Source organism: Niveispirillum sp. KHB5.9 (genome assembly GCF_048066115.1).
Classification (GTDB): Bacteria; Pseudomonadota; Alphaproteobacteria; order Azospirillales; family Azospirillaceae; genus Niveispirillum.
In genome coordinates this window covers 1-18,032 of sequence record NZ_JBLTYX010000041.1, presented here as the reverse complement: position 1 = coordinate 18,032, position 18,032 = coordinate 1, and the positions used below count along the sequence as shown (strand labels likewise).

The 18,032-nt window shown below is 66.7% G+C and carries 10 protein-coding genes; 9 read left to right on the top strand and 1 reads right to left on the bottom strand.

What is annotated here, in order from left to right; all coding sequences use genetic code 11:
• A partial coding sequence (locus tag ACM9HJ_RS30365; RefSeq protein WP_416575551.1) for a hypothetical protein occupies nucleotides 1-4,722 on the bottom strand: 4,722 nt, incomplete at its 3' end.
• A 334-nt stretch (nucleotides 4,723-5,056) separates the two neighbouring features.
• On the opposite strand from ACM9HJ_RS30365, the gene ACM9HJ_RS30360 reads away from it, so the two are divergent.
• The 9 genes from ACM9HJ_RS30360 to ACM9HJ_RS30320 form a co-directional block, all read left to right on the top strand.
• Nucleotides 5,057-5,263 carry an RHS repeat domain-containing protein gene (locus ACM9HJ_RS30360; protein ID WP_416575550.1) on the top strand — a complete coding sequence of 69 codons (207 nt, stop codon included), beginning with the start codon at nucleotides 5,057-5,059 and terminating at the stop codon, nucleotides 5,261-5,263.
• Between the two features lie 58 nt (nucleotides 5,264-5,321).
• Complete coding sequence (locus tag ACM9HJ_RS30355) at nucleotides 5,322-11,075, top strand: hypothetical protein (RefSeq protein ID WP_416575549.1); 5,754 nt, start codon at nucleotides 5,322-5,324, stop codon at nucleotides 11,073-11,075.
• Between the two features lie 123 nt (nucleotides 11,076-11,198).
• Nucleotides 11,199-11,471 carry a hypothetical protein gene (locus ACM9HJ_RS30350; RefSeq protein ID WP_416575548.1) on the top strand — a complete coding sequence of 91 codons (273 nt, stop codon included), beginning with the start codon at nucleotides 11,199-11,201 and terminating at the stop codon, nucleotides 11,469-11,471.
• Complete coding sequence (locus tag ACM9HJ_RS30345; protein ID WP_416575547.1) at nucleotides 11,468-11,665, top strand: hypothetical protein; 198 nt, start codon at nucleotides 11,468-11,470, stop codon at nucleotides 11,663-11,665. Before ACM9HJ_RS30350 ends, ACM9HJ_RS30345 begins: the two co-directional genes overlap by 4 nt.
• 6 nt (nucleotides 11,666-11,671) lie before the next feature.
• Nucleotides 11,672-15,052 (top strand): LamG-like jellyroll fold domain-containing protein, encoded by a 3,381-nt coding sequence (locus ACM9HJ_RS30340; protein WP_416575546.1) that lies wholly within the window; start codon nucleotides 11,672-11,674, stop codon nucleotides 15,050-15,052.
• Nucleotides 15,039-15,848 (top strand): hypothetical protein, encoded by an 810-nt coding sequence (locus tag ACM9HJ_RS30335; protein WP_416575545.1) that lies wholly within the window; start codon nucleotides 15,039-15,041, stop codon nucleotides 15,846-15,848. The genes ACM9HJ_RS30340 and ACM9HJ_RS30335 overlap by 14 nt, the downstream gene beginning before the upstream one ends.
• Nucleotides 15,849-15,859: 11 nt before the next feature.
• A complete protein-coding gene (locus tag ACM9HJ_RS30330) occupies nucleotides 15,860-16,465 on the top strand; it encodes a glycoside hydrolase family 108 protein (RefSeq protein WP_416575544.1) in 606 nt (201 codons plus the stop codon).
• Nucleotides 16,446-17,039: a 3TM-type holin gene (locus ACM9HJ_RS30325; RefSeq protein WP_416575543.1), complete on the top strand. Its 594-nt coding sequence runs from the start codon at nucleotides 16,446-16,448 to the stop codon at nucleotides 17,037-17,039. The genes ACM9HJ_RS30330 and ACM9HJ_RS30325 overlap by 20 nt, the downstream gene beginning before the upstream one ends.
• Nucleotides 17,040-17,063: 24 nt before the next feature.
• Nucleotides 17,064-18,032, top strand: a 969-nt coding sequence (locus tag ACM9HJ_RS30320; protein ID WP_416575542.1) for a hypothetical protein, incomplete at its 3' end; no start/stop codon positions are given.

The window sequence follows — 18,032 nt, the reverse complement described above, 5'->3', positions numbered from 1 at the left end:
ATCCGCATAGGAGAGCACCGACAGCCGCCCGAAACCGTCATAGGCATGGCTCAGCGCATGGCCGCGCGGATCGGTGATCGTCGCCACCGTATCGTCGCTGAAATAGGTATAGGTGGCGCTGTCCTGTGCCACCGCCGTGCCCACCGCCGACCGTTCCTTCCATTTGCGGCCGGCAATGTCGTACACAACCTCCGACACACGCCCCAGCGGGTCGGTCACCCGGATGGCCCGGTCCAGCGCGTCATAATCGGTCTGCGTGACCCGGTTCAACGGGTCGGTCACGCGCGTCGGCTTGTCGGTCGGGCTATAGAGCGTGGTCGTCACCGCATAGGGGATGCCCGGCATGTCCGACGACCGCTTCTCCGCCTCCACCCGGCCCACGGCGTCATAGACCCACTCCGTGCGCGACAGCAGCGTGGTGGAGGTTTGCGGCGCCAACGCCGTGGCACCGGCCCGCGTCTCCTCGTAAAGCGGTTGGCGCCGGACATTGTAGTCGGCCGACACCAGGGCGCCGCGCGGCGTGGTCACACCCGTCAAATCACCGTGCACATTGTATGTGAAACTGGTCGTCAGGTTCTTGTGCGGGGACGAACCCTTATCCACCACCTGGCTGGCCAGCGTCTCGTTGCCGGGCGTGTAGAAATATTCCGTCACCATCCCCGTGGGGTCGGTGGCTTCCTCCAGCCGGCCGAAATCATCATAGGTGAAATTCGTCGTCGGCCGCGCGGCACTCCCGCCATAGGGCGTCACCGCCGGCTGTTCCAGCCGGGTCAGCAGGCCCGTGCCCGTGTCGTAGGTGAGGCTGGTGACCGCCAGCCTGGCGTCGGTGATGCTGGTCGGCTTGTTGAGCGTCGGGTGCCATGCCACCTTGACGCTGGTGCTGGCCGGGCCCGACCGCGCCACCCTGGTCAGGCTGGTCGGGTTGTTGCGGGTATCATAGGTGAGAAGCTGCTTCTCCCCCATCGGGTAGAGATATTCCACCACCCGGCCGCGACCGTCCGGCGTCAGCAGGGTTGCCCGCCCCAGCTCGTCCAACACCCGGCGCAGGCGGCCGTCGGTGTCGTAATGCGCGGCATAGCGGCCGCCCAGCGGATCGGTGCGCACGCCCCCCAGCCCGGCCGCATAGGCGAAGCCCCAGGCCCCGCGCGACGCTGGGTCGGCCACCGCCTGCGCATCCGCGATCCCCTTCACCCGGCTGAGAGCGTCATAGGTCCAGCGGATATAGGGCGTGGCGGGCAGGGGGCGCTGCACTTCCGTTAGCCGGTACTGGTCATTCACCACCTGATGGGCGAAGCCATGGACCTGGCCATCCGGGCCGCTCTGCGACCAGCCGTCATTGGTATGGAAGACCCGGCGGTCGCCGCCGGTCAGGCCATTATCGATCCAGTCCTTGCCCGACCGGCCAAAGGTCAGCCGCCGTCCCAGATTGTTGGTCACCGACAGCAGGTTCTGCTGCTGTCCCGGGGCTGCGTCATAGGTCAGGTAGATATTGACGCCCTGCTTGAAATCCCAGCGGGCCAGACGGAAGCCTTGCTGCACGAAGCAGCCGTAATATTCGGTCGTGTCGGTGACAAAGGCATGGTCGAAACGCTGCGTGTCGCCCGACGGGCTGGTCACGGACAGCACCAAGCCGCGATAATCCCAGCCCCGGTTCTGCGGATATGTGGCGCTGGCACCGCCGCCGGCACCGGAGGTTATGCAGGAACTCTCGATATAGGGCTTGCGGCTGCCGGTGACGGACAGCATCGCGGGGCTGCCGCCGGGGCTGATCCAACTGCCGTTGGTCAGGCGCACGAACTGCTGCGTGGTGGAGCCCACCGTCAGGGTCACGACATTGCCGGCCGCCTTGCCCAGCCACCAGTTGGCGGCCAGAGCCGCCACCGCCTCCCGCTGGGGCGACGGGTCGGCGCGGTAGATGTCCTGGAGCGCCAGGAAAGCCACGACGGTACCGGCCGTGGCGCGCAGGTCGCCCGATCCCATCATCTCCGCCACCGAGGAGGAGAAGCTGGCGGAACTGGCCCAGTTCGTCGTCCAGGGCGTCTGCGGCGCATAGGCGGATTGCGGGGTCTGGCCCAGCTGTTCACGCTGCCCCCCGCGCCAGACCATGCTGGCCGACAGCTGATAGGGGAATTTGCCGCTGCCCACGGTCAGGCCCACGGGGCTCTGATAGGTCAGCTTGCCCGACTTCAGGTCGACGCCGCGTTCCGAGGACCGGTCGACGAATTTCGCCTTCAGCACGTCCGCCGCCGTGGAGGGGTCGTACTGCGCCTTCTGGAACGACTGGATGCCGGCCCCGCCGCCCTTGGCCAGGGAGTTGAAGTTGACCGCGACATGCGCGATCTCGACCGGCTCGCCCTGCGCATCATACTTGGTGGCGATTAGCGCCCCGCCGCGGGCCCGGCTGACGGAATGGGTATAGGTGACGAAATTATGCCCCGACGCGTCCGAGCTGCTGTTCCTGCCGATATCACCGATGCGCGCGCCGGGACCGAGGAAGCTTTCCGCCGACGTCACCACCTGGAAACCGGCATTGGCGTAGGTCGCCACCGCCGCAGCGAGCCGGGTCTTGAAGCCATTGTTCGATGAGCCCAACCCCTGGACATAGGCGCCATTGCCGCGGAGGAGCGGGTCATTGGGGTTCAGCGGATCCTTGTCGGTGCGCTCGGCCATCCCCTCGACCAGGGTCAGCGCCGTGGCCTGTGCAGCGTTGTCCTTGTTGTACTGGTAAAAGCGGCGGGGACCGGCGCTGATCCAGGTCGTGGTGCTGGTCTTGATTGCGGGATCGGTGTTCAGCGCCGGATCATTGCCCGTATAGCCCGTGGACGGCTGGTTGGCCCATGCCAGCCGCGTCGTTGTCGATACCGCGTCGGGTGTGTCCGCCGCCTCCACCGGTGCCTGGCCTTCCAGCGCCTCCAGCGTATGGGCGGTGGCCAGCAGCCCCGCCCGCCGCGCCACGGTATCGGCCGTGCGGCTGGTCAGGCTGATGGCGCTGTCGATGTCGATCCGGTCAAAACTGTCGGCGATGGTGTAGAACCACTGGCTTGAGCCGGCGCTATCGCCCTGCGATGCCTTGATCCGGTCGATGGCGCTCAGCTTGATGTCAGCCGCCACCACGCCCAGCGAATGGTGCTGCACGAAATGCGCGTCGGCCAGCGTCGCATGCAGGCGCGCCGCCGTGCCGGACTGCGCCAGCCAGGCGCCCGCCATCTGCTCCCGCCGGGCGTCGCCGATGGTGGACATGTAGGGGCTGCAGGTCGGTTCCTGCTGACTGTCGAAATCATCGCAGCCACGCGATGTACTGTTGGTGGCCGGTGACAGCCGGTCCAGGCGCGATCCCCAGCGGGTCGTGGTCTGCGGTCCTGTCCAGCCCCAGCCATTGACGATGGCCACGGGCAGTGTCAGGTCTACGGCCTTGGTCACCTGCGCATCCATATAGGCGCCGGCCAGAGCGGCATAGGGATGGTTGGCCGTCAGTAGAATGCGGGTGGCACGGCCATCGCGGACCTCCTGCGCCACCACGCCCTGAACCAGGTCGATATCGCCGATATCCTCGCCCCGCAGGCGCAGGGTGGCAACCAGCTTGTTCAGGCCGCTATTGGGATTGCCGCTGGTCTGCGTGCTGGGCGCGGCGGCTTCGATCCGGTTGAAATTGTTGTCCAGCACCAGCTTGTGCGCCGCGATCCGGTCGGCGAACAGGTCGCTGGCCAGAAGCTGGATATCCTCAATCAGACCGGACAGCCGGTTGACCTTGGTGAACCGCACCTCCACGCGCAGCTTGGTCCGATATGCATCCGGAATATCCGCCCACGTCGCATCGACATTGCCATGGCTCGGCCCGCCGGCATCCGTGCCCGGCTGGATCTCCGCCTCGTTGACCAGGTCGGCCAGCCGGCCGGCGGGCTTGTCCTCGGCCAGCAGCTTGGCGTCGGTATCGGCCAGCAATGCACCGGCGCGGGTGTCCAGCAGACCGTCCAGGGCGCCGCCCCGCAAGGCTTGGACATAATCCACACCCTGCTCGCTCCCGCTTTTCATACGGTCGGCGGGGTCCGTGGACGAGGTGTCCGTCGCCACGGACAGGGCCGACCCCGCTGCATACCCGGCCTTGGCGGCCACCGGCACAGGGGCGGCCTTGTCGTTGCGGGCATAGGTCTTGACGCTGGGATCGTAGATGACGGTCTTGCCATTGACGGTGGCCTGCACCCAGACATGGCCCATCACCACCTCGGAAACCGTGCCCGTATAGCCGCAATCGGCCTTGGTCTCGCCATTGATGCTGGCCGGGATGCCGCCGCTGGACAGCAGCTGACAGGCGGCCTTGGCGCTGGTGATGCCGGTCCAGGCCTGGAACTGCGCGCCCGTCAGGGTCAGGCGGCCCAGCTGGTAGCGGGCGGAGGTATCGCCTGCCGCCTTCAGCAGTTCCACCAGCAGCTGCGCCTGGTCGAACGCCGTGCCGGCATGGTCGATGGCGGCGGCGCGTGCGCCGCGGCCCAGCCCGTAGCTCCACACCATGTCGATATTGTCGCGCACGAACCCGGCCAGGGCCGCCGGATCGCGGCCCACCGTGGCCACGATCCCGTCGACATCGTCGGTGGGCAGGGCGAAGGTGTCGGGCGTCACCCCGTTGCCGAGCCCATCGAAATAGGCCTTGGCCGCGTCCGGCGACACCAGCGGCGCCGTCCCGATCCTGACCGCGGCCGGCTCAGCCGTCTGCGCGGATGCCATGCCCGCCGGCAGCCATAGGGCGCAAATCCCGACCGACATGAGAGCCAGGATCTTAACGGTGCCACGGCCTGCCAACATCACGCCCCTCAACGTCGCACATGTCATATGCCATCTGCATACATTATGATTTTCGGGCTTGGCAAGGACCATTGGTTTTGTCATTATCGATTTTGCAAAATGTGGATCTGATTTCCCACTTAATACTTTATGGCGCCGTAAATGGATTTCGCATTTGGTGTCATAATTCTTATTTCTATTTGAATTCGTACGTATGCCCCAGCCGCAGACAGCCTGTCGGCGCATGGTTTCGCCATAGAGATGGTCGGAGGTCTGCTTGTTGCGCCTTTTCCTTGTTGCCTTGAGCGCCGCGCTCCTCTGTCTGCCGACCGGCATCGCCTCGGCGCAGTCTTCGCCGCCCCAGGTCACATACAAGTACGACGCCCTGGGGCGGCTGATCGAGGTCCGCTATCCGAACGGGCGCGTCGTCACTTACAGCTACGACCCTGCCGGCAACCGGCGGCAGGTCGTCACCGGCGGCTGAGTCACGGCGCCCGCGTCCCATACCAAGCCCGAGGTCGGCCTCGATGCCAGAAAACAGGTTGCAAGCTTTCCCCGCCGGCGAACTGCCCTACGCGGCATTGCTGGCGCAGTTGCCCGTCGCCGTGGGCGGCCAGGCGGGCATCACGATCACGGCGCTCTACGAGAACATGTTCTACGACGAGGTGGCGGACGTTCCCTTCGCCGGCCATGAAGGCGTGTATTTCGTCCAGGCCCTGGATGGAGCAGCGGTGAGCGCGGCCATCGGGCCCGAGACGAACGCCCCCATTCATGCCGCTGCCTTCGCCAAGTCCACCGGGCCTGTCGTCATCGCCATCGCCTGCCGCGACCCGATGATCAAGGCGGTGATCGGCACCGGCAAGGCCCGGCCGGGTGTTGCGGCCGCCGATCTCGGCATCGCCAGCGTCTCGGCGCAGACGGCAGCCCATGCCCTGGTCCAGGGTTGCTTCACCCGACTCTCGGGCTTCATCGGGTCGGTGGCCGTGGCACATCCGGGTCGGCCGTTGGTGCTGACCGGCCATGGCGCCGGCGGCTATCTGGCGCTGGCCCTGCGCCATATACTGGATGCGCAGGTAGCGCGGGCCTATGCGTTCGATGCGCCGGCCCATGGTCTGCGAGCGGCCTTCCTGCCGGTGGGCAGCACGGTTGACGATCGCGTGCTGGAGGTACGGTCGATCGGCGCCGATGCACAGCATGAAATGGAGCCGGCACTCGGCCGGCGCCTGCTGGTCGATGGGGGAAGCTTCGGGTTCCGGCTGGCGGGGCCGCTGGCGGAAGGTCCCGGCCGCAACACCCGCCTGGATCGCGGTCTGCGGCGGCTGGCGGGTGGAACCCGGCCGGAGCCGCTGGTCGGCCCGTTGCTGTCGATGAGCGGTGACGCTCCCGGAGAGGAGCCGCTGGCGCCGACACATCCAGCCCGCGACCTGCTGCGGCTGACGGGTGCCCATCTGGGGCAGACGGGCCAGGACGGGGCCGTTTTGCGGCTAGCCAGGCATTATGACGGGGCGGTGCGCATCGACATTCCGGGGACCGTCGCTTCAGGCGCGGCGCCGCCGGCCCGAGCCTTGCGGTTCGATCCGGCGGGCACGGTCGCGGTTGGGCCGGTCCCGCAGTCGACCCTGCATGTCGCCACCGGCCGCGCCTGGGGCAGTGGAACCTCCACAATCCTGTCCATCCAGCCCTGGGACGGCGGCGCCTATGCGATGGACCGAACCATCAACGCGGCAACGGGCCTTCTGGTGGACAATGCCGGGGACGTGACGGCCGATGCGCTGCTGTCCAGTATTTTCGGCGGCGCGACGGGCGTGGAGTTGTCCCCGGTCATCAGCCCGGTCGACCAACTTGTCGATGCCTGGCGGCAGCGCGGTGCCTGGATCGATCCCGATATCGGCATTTCCGTGACACCCGATCTGCGCCCCCTTATGCGGGGCGGTATCCTTGACCCAGGGCTGTCGTTGCTGGGCGCGGATAACGCGGCGGCCAACCTGATCGGAACCCTGGTCGACGGGGTTCGCGCCAAGGTCGGCACGTCCCTGGACGTAGCACTGGCCGTCGGGGACGGTGGATATACCCATGGTGCGGCGCTGGCCGTCGGTGATGCCGGCAGCCTGCTGAGTCTTTGCACCCTGGCCACCATCGTCCGGGGCCTGGATGTCCCCGGGGCGGAGCAGGTGGCGCCATCCGATCTGTCGGCCCTGCTGGTGGACGCCGCCAGCCGGATCGTCGGCGGACATCTGGGGGCGGGGCCGGACGCCCCGGCCGATGCCGCCTGGCAGGCGGCGCTGCTGGCGACCGCGGCCGGCACCAGCGATATCCGGCTTTCGGAGACCTGGCTGCTGTCGAACCCGATAGCTTTGGACGGTGCCACCTTCGGTTCCGCCCTGGCCGGCCTGACCCCATCGCCATCGGCGCTGACCAGCTTGGCCGGCCTGCTGGCTCTGGCGTTGCAGTCGGCATTGGCGGTCGCGCCGCCGGGTGCGGCGGGCACGGCCGACTGCACGGTCACCGACCTGTCTCCGTTGGTTGAGCCCGCGGGCTTCGCGGGGCCGCCGGAAGCATTGACGGCGTCGGTTCTCGGGCTGGCGGGGGTCGGCCAGCGGCTGGTCTCCTTCATCGCCACCGGGCTGGGCCTCCCCACGACCGGCGCAGCGTCGATCAACCTGCGGCACCAGTCGGGCAACAGCGGCGTCACCTTGTCCGGTGGCGGAGCGGTGCTGACCGGGCCACGGCCCGCCATACTGCAGGCCCTGGCCGCACGACTGCTGGCCGGGTTGGCGGGGCTTGCGGAACCTGTCCTGGCCTCCCTGCTGACACGTGGCTGGGTCGACTGGCTGGTTCTGGCCCGGGAACCTCGCCTGCGGACGGCCATGCCGCGACTGCCGGCCGTTTACGCCTTCTTTGATGAAATCGTGGAAGTCCAAGCGCTGCTGGCGGCGCAGCCATCCGCCACGCTGGTGCCCGTCACGCGCCCTCCCATGGGCCGGGATGCGGCCATCATCGGCGGGCTGCTATACGAGTTGCGCCGGATCGCGACGGACCTGCTCGACCGGGATGGCGAGCCGGAATCGCTCTTCAACAGCCTGGTTCTGCTGGCCACCCAATTGCCCCTGCTGGGCGAGCAATTGGGTGTGCCGCAGGCGGAGTTCCCGCCCTTTCCGCCGGCCCCAGCGACGGCGGTGCAACGCCTGCAGCAATGGTTGCAGGTCACCGAGGGCCTGTCGGAAACCGTCTTTGGCTATGCCATCACCAATGGCGGCGTCCCGGTCCCGCTCCCCTTGGGCTTCACCGCGGTACAACTGGACACCACCACGTCGAACGGGGCGGCGATCGGCGGGATCCTGGTCAGCTGGACCGCCCTGGGGCCGGGTGAAACCGCCCTGATCCGCTGGAAGGAGAAGGAGGCAGCGTCCTGGTTCATGACGACCATGGACGCGCAGGCAACGCAGCACCAGATCACCTCGCTGGTCGGCGGGCGAACCTATCAGGTGCGCATGGCGCGCCGGATGGCCGATGGGCGTGAGTCCGCCTACACATCGCCTGTCGAGGTCCAACTCCGGACCGGCCTGGAGAATGCGCGCGTAGCGGGCTTGAAGCTGACCGGAACGCAGCAGGCCACGACATGGACGGGCCGCGATGTGGCCATCGAGTGGCGCGGTGCCTTCCCGGCCAGCCTGATCGACCCGGCGACAGGGCTCGCGACAACACCGGAAGCCTATCTGAGCGGTTATGTCGTGCGGGTCCACAATGCGACCACCGGTGCATTGCTGCATGAGGAGGCGCCGAAGCGGAACACGGCCTATATCTACACCTACGACCGGAATATTGATGACAGCCGCGCCCTGAAACTGCCGTCCGCCTGTCGGGAGCTCCTGTTCAAGGTAGCCATCCTGCCCACCGTCGGGCCGGAACTGGGCGAGCAGAGCCTGACCGTCAGCAACCCGTCGCCTCCGAAGGTGCAGGTCAAGGCGGACGCCGGCGTGGGACTTCTGTCGATCGAGGTGACAACGGTCGAGGACATCGATCTGGATGGCTATGCGATCTGGATCTCCGACCAGCCGGGATTCGACCCGGTCTCCGTAGTGCCCACCTATCGCGGACCCTCACCGCAATTCGTACAGCGCAACCTGACACTGGGAAACTGGTATGTCCGGGCGGCCGCGGTCGATCTATTCCAGCCGCGTGGCGAACTGGACGTTGCGGGGCTGAACCTGTCGGACGAGGTGATGGTCACGCTGGCCGACATCACCATCGACAAGACCCCGCCAGCGGTGCCGATCGGGCTGGCCCTGGAGAGCGTCTCCGCCTTGACGGAGAGTGGGGAGCAGACGGTTGTCATGACTGCTACCTGGGATCGTAACGACGAGACCGACTTCCTGCTGTACGAGGTGCAGATCAGGGAGGCCGACGGCCCGTGGATGGATATGGCCACCGCGCTACCGGCCACCGGCCTGCCTCGGCTCGCTTGGCCCGCGAAGCCGAACACCGCCTACACGGTGCAGGTCCGGGGCCTGGACCGCTCGGCCAACGCATCCGCCTATTGCGCCGATGTCAGCCATGTGACCGCGCGGGACAGCACGCCGCCGGGGTCCATCACGGACCTGACCGCGGATGTCGGGCTACGGTCCGCCATCCTGCGCTGGACCAACCCTTCCTCCCCAACCGATCGCGACCTGGACGTGGTCGAGATATGGCGGGTGACCCGCGCGGCCGCCATGCCCCCCGGTAGCCGCGCCGACGCGGTGCGCGTCGGCGTGGTAAGAGGCGCAGCCTTCGCCGACAGTGGATTATCCCCCGGCTGGTCCTGCTGGTATTGGCTGCGCGCCATCGACACCTCCGGCAACCAGGGGTCCTGGACGGGGGCCGATGATGCCGGGTTGCAGGTGACCATCCCGCGCGCCGTGGCCGACGACGTGGCGGATGCCGCGATCAATACGGCGAAGTTCGCCAGCGGCATAGAGCCCGTCGGCATCGTTAACACCCTTCCGGCCGCTGTGGGCTATACGGGCCCGCACACGGTCATGCTGACCACCGACGGCAAGCTGTACCGACTGGTTTCCGGTACGTGGACGGCGGCGGTGCCGGCGGCTGACATTTCTGGCCAGCTGACCAACAGCCAGATCCTGGATATAGCCGCAGCCAAGCTGACCGGCACCATCACGGGCACGCAGATCAGCGACGGTGCCATCAGCACCGCCAAGCTGTTCGCGGGTGCCATCACCACAGCCAAGATCGCGGTTGGTGCTGTGACGGCCGGGGAGATCGCGGTAGGCGCCGTCACGGCGACGAAGATCGAAGCCGGTGCCGTCACAACGGCCAAGCTGGCGGCTGGCGCCGTCACCGCCGACCAAATCTCCGCGAATGCGATCACCGCCGGCAAGGTGGCGGCTGGCGCGATCAGCGCAAACGAACTGGCGGCCGGCGCCATCACCGCAGACAAGATCTACTCATCTTCCGTTACCGCGGACAAGATTGCATCCAACGCCGTGACGGCAGAGAAGATCCTAGCCGGGTCCATCACGGCCGACAAGATAACCGCCAACGCCATCACGGCCGTCAAGATCGCCGCCAACGCCGTCACGGCTGACAAGATAACCGCTAACGCCATCACGGCCGACAAGATCGCCGCCAACGCCATCACGGCCGACAAGCTTTCCGCCGGCTTCGTCTATGCCGGGACGGTGCAGGCATCGCAAATCCAGTCCGGGTCGATAACGACGGCCCAGTTGTTCATGGAAGATGCCAGCCACGCGGGTGTCGTCATCGATGGATTGTCGCGCAACATCCTGGTGCGCACGGGCGTCAACCAGAATCGCGTAGCGATTGGCAAAGTGGGCTCCGAACACGGCCTTTGGGTCTGGAATGCCGCCGGCAAGAAAATTTTCGAGGCATCGGACCTTGCGGATGGAACCGTCAAGGCGAGCAACATTGTTCCCGAAAGCGCCACCGTTATCCGCGGAAGCCTGGGGGTCAATACCGCAACCGTAAGCATTCCTTCCGTGGAAGGTGCCAGTGCCGCAGCGCCAGCGAAGGCCCATATTATCGGGCTTATCAATGGTGATAGTGGGAAGTTTGTGAACGGTGTCGGGCAGAATACAGTGGCGATCGCGACGTTGAGTGGATCAGGAGTTCCGAACAACTGGTACGTTGCCTTTTTCCGTGCAGGCCAGAGTGTCATCAGTTTTTTAACTGATATCACTGATTCAAGTCCGAAATCTTGGACCTTAAACTGTTCCGCTGCGGATGATAATTCGATGCAACTAGCCGCACACTTAACAGTTATTATCGGCAAGAGGTAAAAGATGGCTTGGTATTGTGTCTATTCATCAGCAGATGGAAGGTTGTTGCAGGCGATGAATATCCCAGAGTCGGAGGCCCAGCTTTATGAAGCACCAGGGCTTTCCGTCTGTGCGTGCGGCTCAATGCCCGATCTTCTGGCCGACTATGTGGTGTCTGGTACGATCACTCCCCGCCCCATCCTGCCCCAGTTCGACAAGACCTCGATCCTTGCCGACGGCACCGACATTGCCACCCTGTCGGGCCTTCCAGACCCCTGCACCGTCCTGGTGAATGGCGAGGAACACACCATCACCGGCGGCACGCTGGAGTTGGATGCGGATTATCCCGGCACCTGGCGCGTGGAGATCCGGCACTTCCCCTATCGCGACTTCGTGCAGGAGATCACCGCGACATGAAGATCCGCCTGACCAAGAGCCAGGCCGAGATATCGGCCGAGCGGCAGCGCCGGTACCTTGAGGCCTGGCCCATCGAGAAGCAGCTTGAAGCCCATGCCGAAGCTGCCGACGGCCGCCCGGAAAAGCGGGACCAGATGCTGGCAGAACTGGCCGCCATCAAGATATCCCTGAACTATCCCTCCCAAAGCGAGTGATCCGACATGGCCCAATATCGGGAAGGCACCATCAATCTCGGCTTCGGCGCCCTGTCGGTAACCGGCACCGGCACGCGCTTCCTCTCCAATGTGCGGACCGGCGACATGCTGCTGGTCGATGCGGCGGGCCCGGCGGCGTTTGTGGCCAGCGTCCTGTCGGATACGGAACTGCTGCTGGAACAGCCCTGGCCGGGGGGAGGGGCCATCGACGGCGCCTATGCCATCCACCGGGATTTCGACCCGACCACGGGCGCACCGCTGCTGGCCCAGGGCGATACGGCATTGCCGCTGGTCTTCAACCGCGCCGTCGGGTTGCTGTCGGCACAGACGGCGATGGCAGTGGCCGGATCGGAAGCGGTAACCGCGGCCCTGGCGGCCCGTGACGCAGCCCAGGTCGCTGCATCGGCCGCGGTCACGGATGCCGGAGCCACCGCGTCCGACCGGACGGCCATTTCGGCCGACAGGACGGTCGTGATCGCCGCCGCCGCCGCTGTGGCAACGGACAGGCAGGCAGCCCTGACCGCCCGCGATGCCGCCATTGCCGGGGCCGCGACAACCAGTGCCGACCGTGCATCCGTGGCGGCCGACAAGGCGGCGATGGCCACGGCCCTGTCCCAGGCCCAGGCGCTGGTGGGAGCGGCCGGAACGGGCACGGCCACGGGGCTGGCCTATGGTGCGGTGTCCAAGCAGATCTTCAACGACAGCACCATGGTCGTGCATGTCTACGACACCAGCCGCGACACCGACGGCGGTGCCTGGACGGAACGGTGCCAGGGGGCCAGCTGGTACCGGGAGGCGTTGAACAGCGCCACCCGCGGCGCCACCCGACGCTTTCCGCGCGTGGCGCTGATCGTGGCCGCCAACAGGCAATTGCTGATCTATGACGCCCACGACCTGGATTCCAACGGCGTTCCGCGCCTGTGGATGCAGTTCTCCGGAACCGCCGCGGTGCCAATCTATGACTCAGCTTCCGAGGCATCGGCCCTCCATGCGTTGAATGGACGCATCTATCTGGCCGTCCGCGGCACGACTTGGTCGGGCCTCATCACTATCGACTTCCCCGCCGACAGGGTGACGGCGCGCGACGCAACCGCGCTGACCCAGCGCAATTCAAATATCGCGGCGCGCAACGTCGCCGGTACGGCGAGGGTCATCACCACTGCCGCGACGGCCCGACTGGTCTCGGGTACCGTACATGACGTCAATGCCAAGGTGCTTCCCGGAGCCCCCCTGGATGCTGCCGGCCTGCCCATTCCGACCGTTGCCGCGGCAACGGCGGCCGGCCTTTCCGTCATACATCCCTGGGGGATTGTCTATGACGTGGCTGACGCCAACGGCTACCAACGGATTCAGTTCGCCGGGAGCGACAGGCTGATGGCCACGCTCGGCGCCAATCTCAGCATCATGGATGTCGGCCCCATCCCCTATGCCGATTTCGCGACCAGCAGCGCATGGCGACTGGGACGATATGGCGGTCCCACCACCGGCAGCGTCCTGAAATTTCCCATCGAGGCGCCGGTGCAGTCGCTTGCACAGGGAGCGTTCGGCAGCAACAAGGGCCTGCGCCTGCTGGCAGAGAACAAGGACAATCCTTCCGCCGGCATGGTCGCCCATGTGGCCACGACCTGGGCCACCGGTTGGCAGCCGGGCGACATCAGGGGCGGCTGGTTGAGCGATGCAGATGCGGGAAACATTTCCGCATCGGGGGAATTAGTCACGAACGGCGATTTCGCCGGCGGCGCCACGGGCTGGAACTCTGTCAGCTGCACGGTGTCGGGAGCCTCCGGTGCCCTGCGTGTTTCAACAACCAACCCGTTCGGCACCGCGTCGCAGGGGCTGGCCACCGTGGTCGGGCAGACCTACCTCCTGTCTGTCGCCGTCATGGCAGTGTCCGGCGGCACCCCCTTCGCCTGTGTTGGCACCACCGTGGGCGGCAGCGACATCGTGGGCGTTACCATACTGGCGGTGGGGACGAGCGGCCTGCTGCAATTCACCGCGATCGGCACCACCACCCATGTCTGCTTCGGCAATTTAGCCGCCGGCGTGACCGTCGATATCGACAATGTATCTGTCCGCCTTGCCCTGCCCGACCGGAGCTGTAGGGGCAAGGGGCTGCTGGTCAACGGCACCGTGTCCAGGACGGCGCTGCCCTGCGGACTGGCGGCCTGGTCGGGCTTCGGCAGTGCCAACTACCTGGAACAACCTAACAACGCCGACCTCGATTTCGCCGAGGACTTCGCCGTGATCGGCTGGATCAATACGACGGATACCTATGGCACCATCTTCGAACGCGCCCACCATATGGCCGGCGCCTACACAGCCAGCCCGGCCTTCCGGATCGAGCTGGCTGCCGGTGGCGTCTCGATCCGCACCAGCAGCGATGGTTTCGCCACCTCCCAGGTCCTCCACGGCTATCTCAGCGCAACGGTCAATGACGGCCAATGGCACCAGTTCGTGGCGGCGCGGCGCGGGGAAAGCTTTGAGATCTCCGTCGATGGAGCCCTGCTTTCTCGAGTCTATACACCGGTCTCCAATCTCGGCAACGCCTCGGCCGCGTCCCGTATCGGCGTCAGCTTCGGGGGAACCGGCGAGTTCACACCCGGCGCGCTGGCACTGCTGCGGGTCACAGCAACCGTGCCGACCGCCGCGCAGGCCCGGCGCATGTATCGGGACGAACGGGCAATCATGGTCGAGGGCCTCTCCGCGATGTTGGGCGGTACCAGCAACTATGTACGCAGCCTGTCCGCCAACGAGGAGCGCGGCTCGCTGGCCGTCGCCACCGATGACGGCTTCTCGATCTTTGCCGGCCTGGCCCGCACCGCCTATCTGAACAGTGGCAATACGTCCGGCGCCATCGCGGACTATCCACTGCGGTCCATCTCCGCCGCCGGCGCCTATACCTTGGCCGCCACGCAGGCCAATGCCGGCTTCTTCAGCGATCCGGTCATCGCGCGCGACCTCCTCGTGTCGCCGGGGCAGCAACGGGCGCCAGCGGAGCTCCCACAGGTTTTCGAGGTAGGCACGGCCACCACCGACGCCACCCCGACCGACTTGTCACCACGGATTTATGTGGGCGAGCAGGAATCGGTCGTCATCGAGGCGACGATCCATGCCCGCGGGCATGACACCGGCAGCCATGGCGGCCTCTACAAGCGGCTGGCCCGCTATACCCGCGATAGCGGTGGCAACCTGACGGTGGCCGGCACGATGCAGACGATCGGCATCGACCAGGAAACCAGTGCCGGCATGGACGCCACCCTGGTCATCGATACCGCCGCTCAGACCGTCACGCCGCGTGTCACCGGTATCGCCGGCACCCGCATGGTGTGGATCGCCCGCATCATCGTCACCCGCATCAGCAAGGAGGGCTCCAATGCCGCTGCCTAGTCAGGACATCGGCACGGGCGCATACGCCTCCGGCCGACCCCACATCGCCGTCTGGTCCCTGGTCGACGGCCATCCGCGCTGCGTCGAGGCCCCCTTGGCGATCGCCGGCACGCCGCCGGCGCAGCTGGCCGCTGCCATCGCCCGCAACCGGGCCCTGGCCACCCTGTGCGCGGAGGCGGAGGCGGTGGAAGCCGCACAACGGCTCACTTCGCAGGACGAACCCCCCGCCTGGCTCGACCGGCTGGACGAGCAGGGACAGCCGACCCAGGTCGCCAATCCGGACCACGCCGCCTGGGCGGAGGCCAATACGCTCGTCACCGCTACGACGGGCAATGACGGCCTGCAGCATCTCCTGCGCACGCGCGCCGACGCCCTGGCGCAGGACCCATGGGGCCAGCCGACCGAACCGCCCTTCACCTTCGATCCGCCGCCCGTGCCCGCCATTCCCGACCCGCTGGCCCAGACCGCTGACTGGGACGGCCAAGCCTGGCAGGTCCGCGACCTGACGGAGGCCGAGCTGGCTGCTTGGCCGCTGCGGCCCGCCCCCTCGCTGGACAAGCCGCGTTTCGCGGCCCTGCTGCGCCAGGTCATCGGCGACGCGCTCGCCGTCGCGGTCTTGACCAGCCCTGCGATCAACCTGGTCCTGACCCTGGCCGGCCGGGTGGACTGGGCCGACATCTTCACCGGCGTGGAGGACGGTCCCGGCTATGCCCAGCAGTTGGTCACCGCCGGCACGGTCACCAGCGGCGACGTCGCGGCCCTGAAAGCAGCCTGGCCGCTGGCAACCGGTGACTGAGGAGGCCGCCCATGCCCAGCATTGACGATCTCCTGGAGGATTTGCTGCGGCATGAGGGCGGCTTCACGGCCGACCCCAAGGACCGCGCGCATTATGGAAGGCGGCAGCCGCCGTCGCGGCCCTGGGACTGTACCTGCACCAACATGGGCATCACCCAGGCCACCCTGTCCGGCTATTTCGGACGGCAGGCGACGGTGGAGGAGGTGCGCAGCCTCTCCACAGCACTGGCGCGGGAGATCTATGAGCGGCAATACCTGACCGGCCCCCGTATCGACACGCTGCCGGCCCTCCTGGTCCCCGTCCTGTTCGATACCTGCGTGCATAGCGGGGCCCGGCGGGCGGTGAAGCTGCTGCAGGAGGTGCTCAACCTGGCGGGCTTCGGGCCCGTCTCCACCGACGGCGCCATCGGACCGAAGACGCGGGAGGCGGCAACCCGGGCCGCCGACCAGATGGGCGCCTGGCTGGTCAATGCCTATGTCGAGCAGCGAAGGCAATTCCTGAAGGACCTGATCGAGGCGGACCCGACCCAGGCCCGGTTCGAGAAGGGCTGGATGACGCGCATCGCCGGTTTCGAGCTGCCGGTGGAGGAGGGAAGCGATGCTCGGCAAACTGTTTAGCTTCGTGGTCGGCGGCGGGGTCAAGGCGGTCAGCGACGCCATCACGCCCTTCACCGGCGACAAGGTCCAGGACGAGGACAACCGCCATGACGAGGCTGTGGGCAGGCTGGCGCAGTTCACGGCGGAATTCGCCGACCGCAGCAACCGCACCTGGTGGGACAGTTTCATCGATGGCTTGAACCGCCTGCCCCGGCCGGCGATGGCCCTGGGCGTCATCGGCCTGTTCGTCTGGGCCTCGGCCGACCCGGTCCGCTTCGCGGCATCCGCCCAGGCCTGGGCCCTGATCCCCGACGAGATGTGGATCGTGCTGGGTGCCATCATCACCTTCTTCTTCGGTGACCGCACCCTGCTGGGCATGCGCAAGGGCAAGGGGCCGACGCCCGACCAGGTGAAGGCCGTGCTGGATACGCAGCGCTCCATCGCCAACATGCTGCCGGCCATGCCCCCGCCGCCCGACGACGCCACGCCGCGCGTCGCCGACACCCGCTACCGCGCCGAGATGGGCGACAATGCCAAGCCGCTCAGCAACGCCGTCATCGAGGAATGGAACCGGCGGCGCAAGCAGGGCGGCTGAACGGGTTGTAAGGGGAGGAGTGCCATGTTCGGATCGGATATTCTCGACGTCGCCATCGGCCTCGTCCTGGTCTATCTGCTGATCAGCGTGCTGATGACCTCGGTGTGCGAGGCGATCGAGGCGATCTTGAAGACACGCGCCGGCGATCTGGAACAGGCGCTGCTGCAACTGGTCCATGGCGATACGGCGCTTCTGGAGAAGGTCTATCAGCATCCGCTGATCTATAGCCTCTACAAGGGCGATTATGCCGCGCTTACTGCCGGCAAGGCGGGGACCCGCAAGCGCAGCACCTTGCCCTCCTACATCCCGCGCGAAACCTTCTCCATGGTGGTGATCGACCTGATGCGCGAGGATGGGGCGGCCAACCAGGAATTCGCCAAGGCCTTCGCCACGCTGCAGCGGGTCGCCGGTTTCGATGCCGATGCGACCCGCCGGATGCTGGAAGGCTGGTATGACAGCGCCATGGACCGCGCCTCGGGCTGGTTCAAGCGGCGCACGCAGTTCCGGCTGTTCGTGATGGGACTGGTCCTGGCCATCATCGCCAACATCAATTCGGTGACGATCGGACAATATCTGATCACCCATCCCGTGGCGCGCGCGGCCGTGGTGCAGGCCGCCGATCAGGCCCACACCCGCCCGCCGGACGCCGCGGGCACCTCCTCGGCGGTGCAGACGAACAAGGAATTCTACGAGGATTACCGCCGCCAGTTGGCCGCGGTCGGGCTGCCCATCGGCTGGTCGGACGCCAGCCTGGAACGGACCTTCGCCGGCTTTCCCGCGCAACTGGATGCCGGGCTGCAAGGACTGCGCTGGCTATCCGCCCTGCTGCTGCTGGTCCTGGGCTATCTCGCCACGGCCTTTGCCGTGATGCTGGGTGCGCCCTTCTGGTTCGACCTGCTCAACAAGCTGATGGTGGTCCGCTCCACCGTCAAGCCCAAGGAGAAAAGCCCCGACGAGCCGCCGGTCGACGGCAATCCCGCCGCCGGCGCTCAG

Excerpts from the sequence above, each read along its gene's own strand:
- ACM9HJ_RS30340 (WP_416575546.1), top strand. The coding sequence starts at position 11,672 with ATGGCCCAATATCGGGAAGGCACCATCAATCTCGGCTTCGGCGCCCTG.
- ACM9HJ_RS30335 (WP_416575545.1), top strand. The coding sequence starts at position 15,039 with ATGCCGCTGCCTAGTCAGGACATCGGCACGGGCGCATACGCCTCCGGC.
- ACM9HJ_RS30345 (WP_416575547.1), top strand. The coding sequence starts at position 11,468 with ATGAAGATCCGCCTGACCAAGAGCCAGGCCGAGATATCGGCCGAGCGG.
- ACM9HJ_RS30330 (WP_416575544.1), top strand. The coding sequence starts at position 15,860 with ATGCCCAGCATTGACGATCTCCTGGAGGATTTGCTGCGGCATGAGGGC.
- ACM9HJ_RS30350 (WP_416575548.1), top strand. The coding sequence starts at position 11,199 with ATGCCCGATCTTCTGGCCGACTATGTGGTGTCTGGTACGATCACTCCC.
- ACM9HJ_RS30325 (WP_416575543.1), top strand. The coding sequence starts at position 16,446 with ATGCTCGGCAAACTGTTTAGCTTCGTGGTCGGCGGCGGGGTCAAGGCG.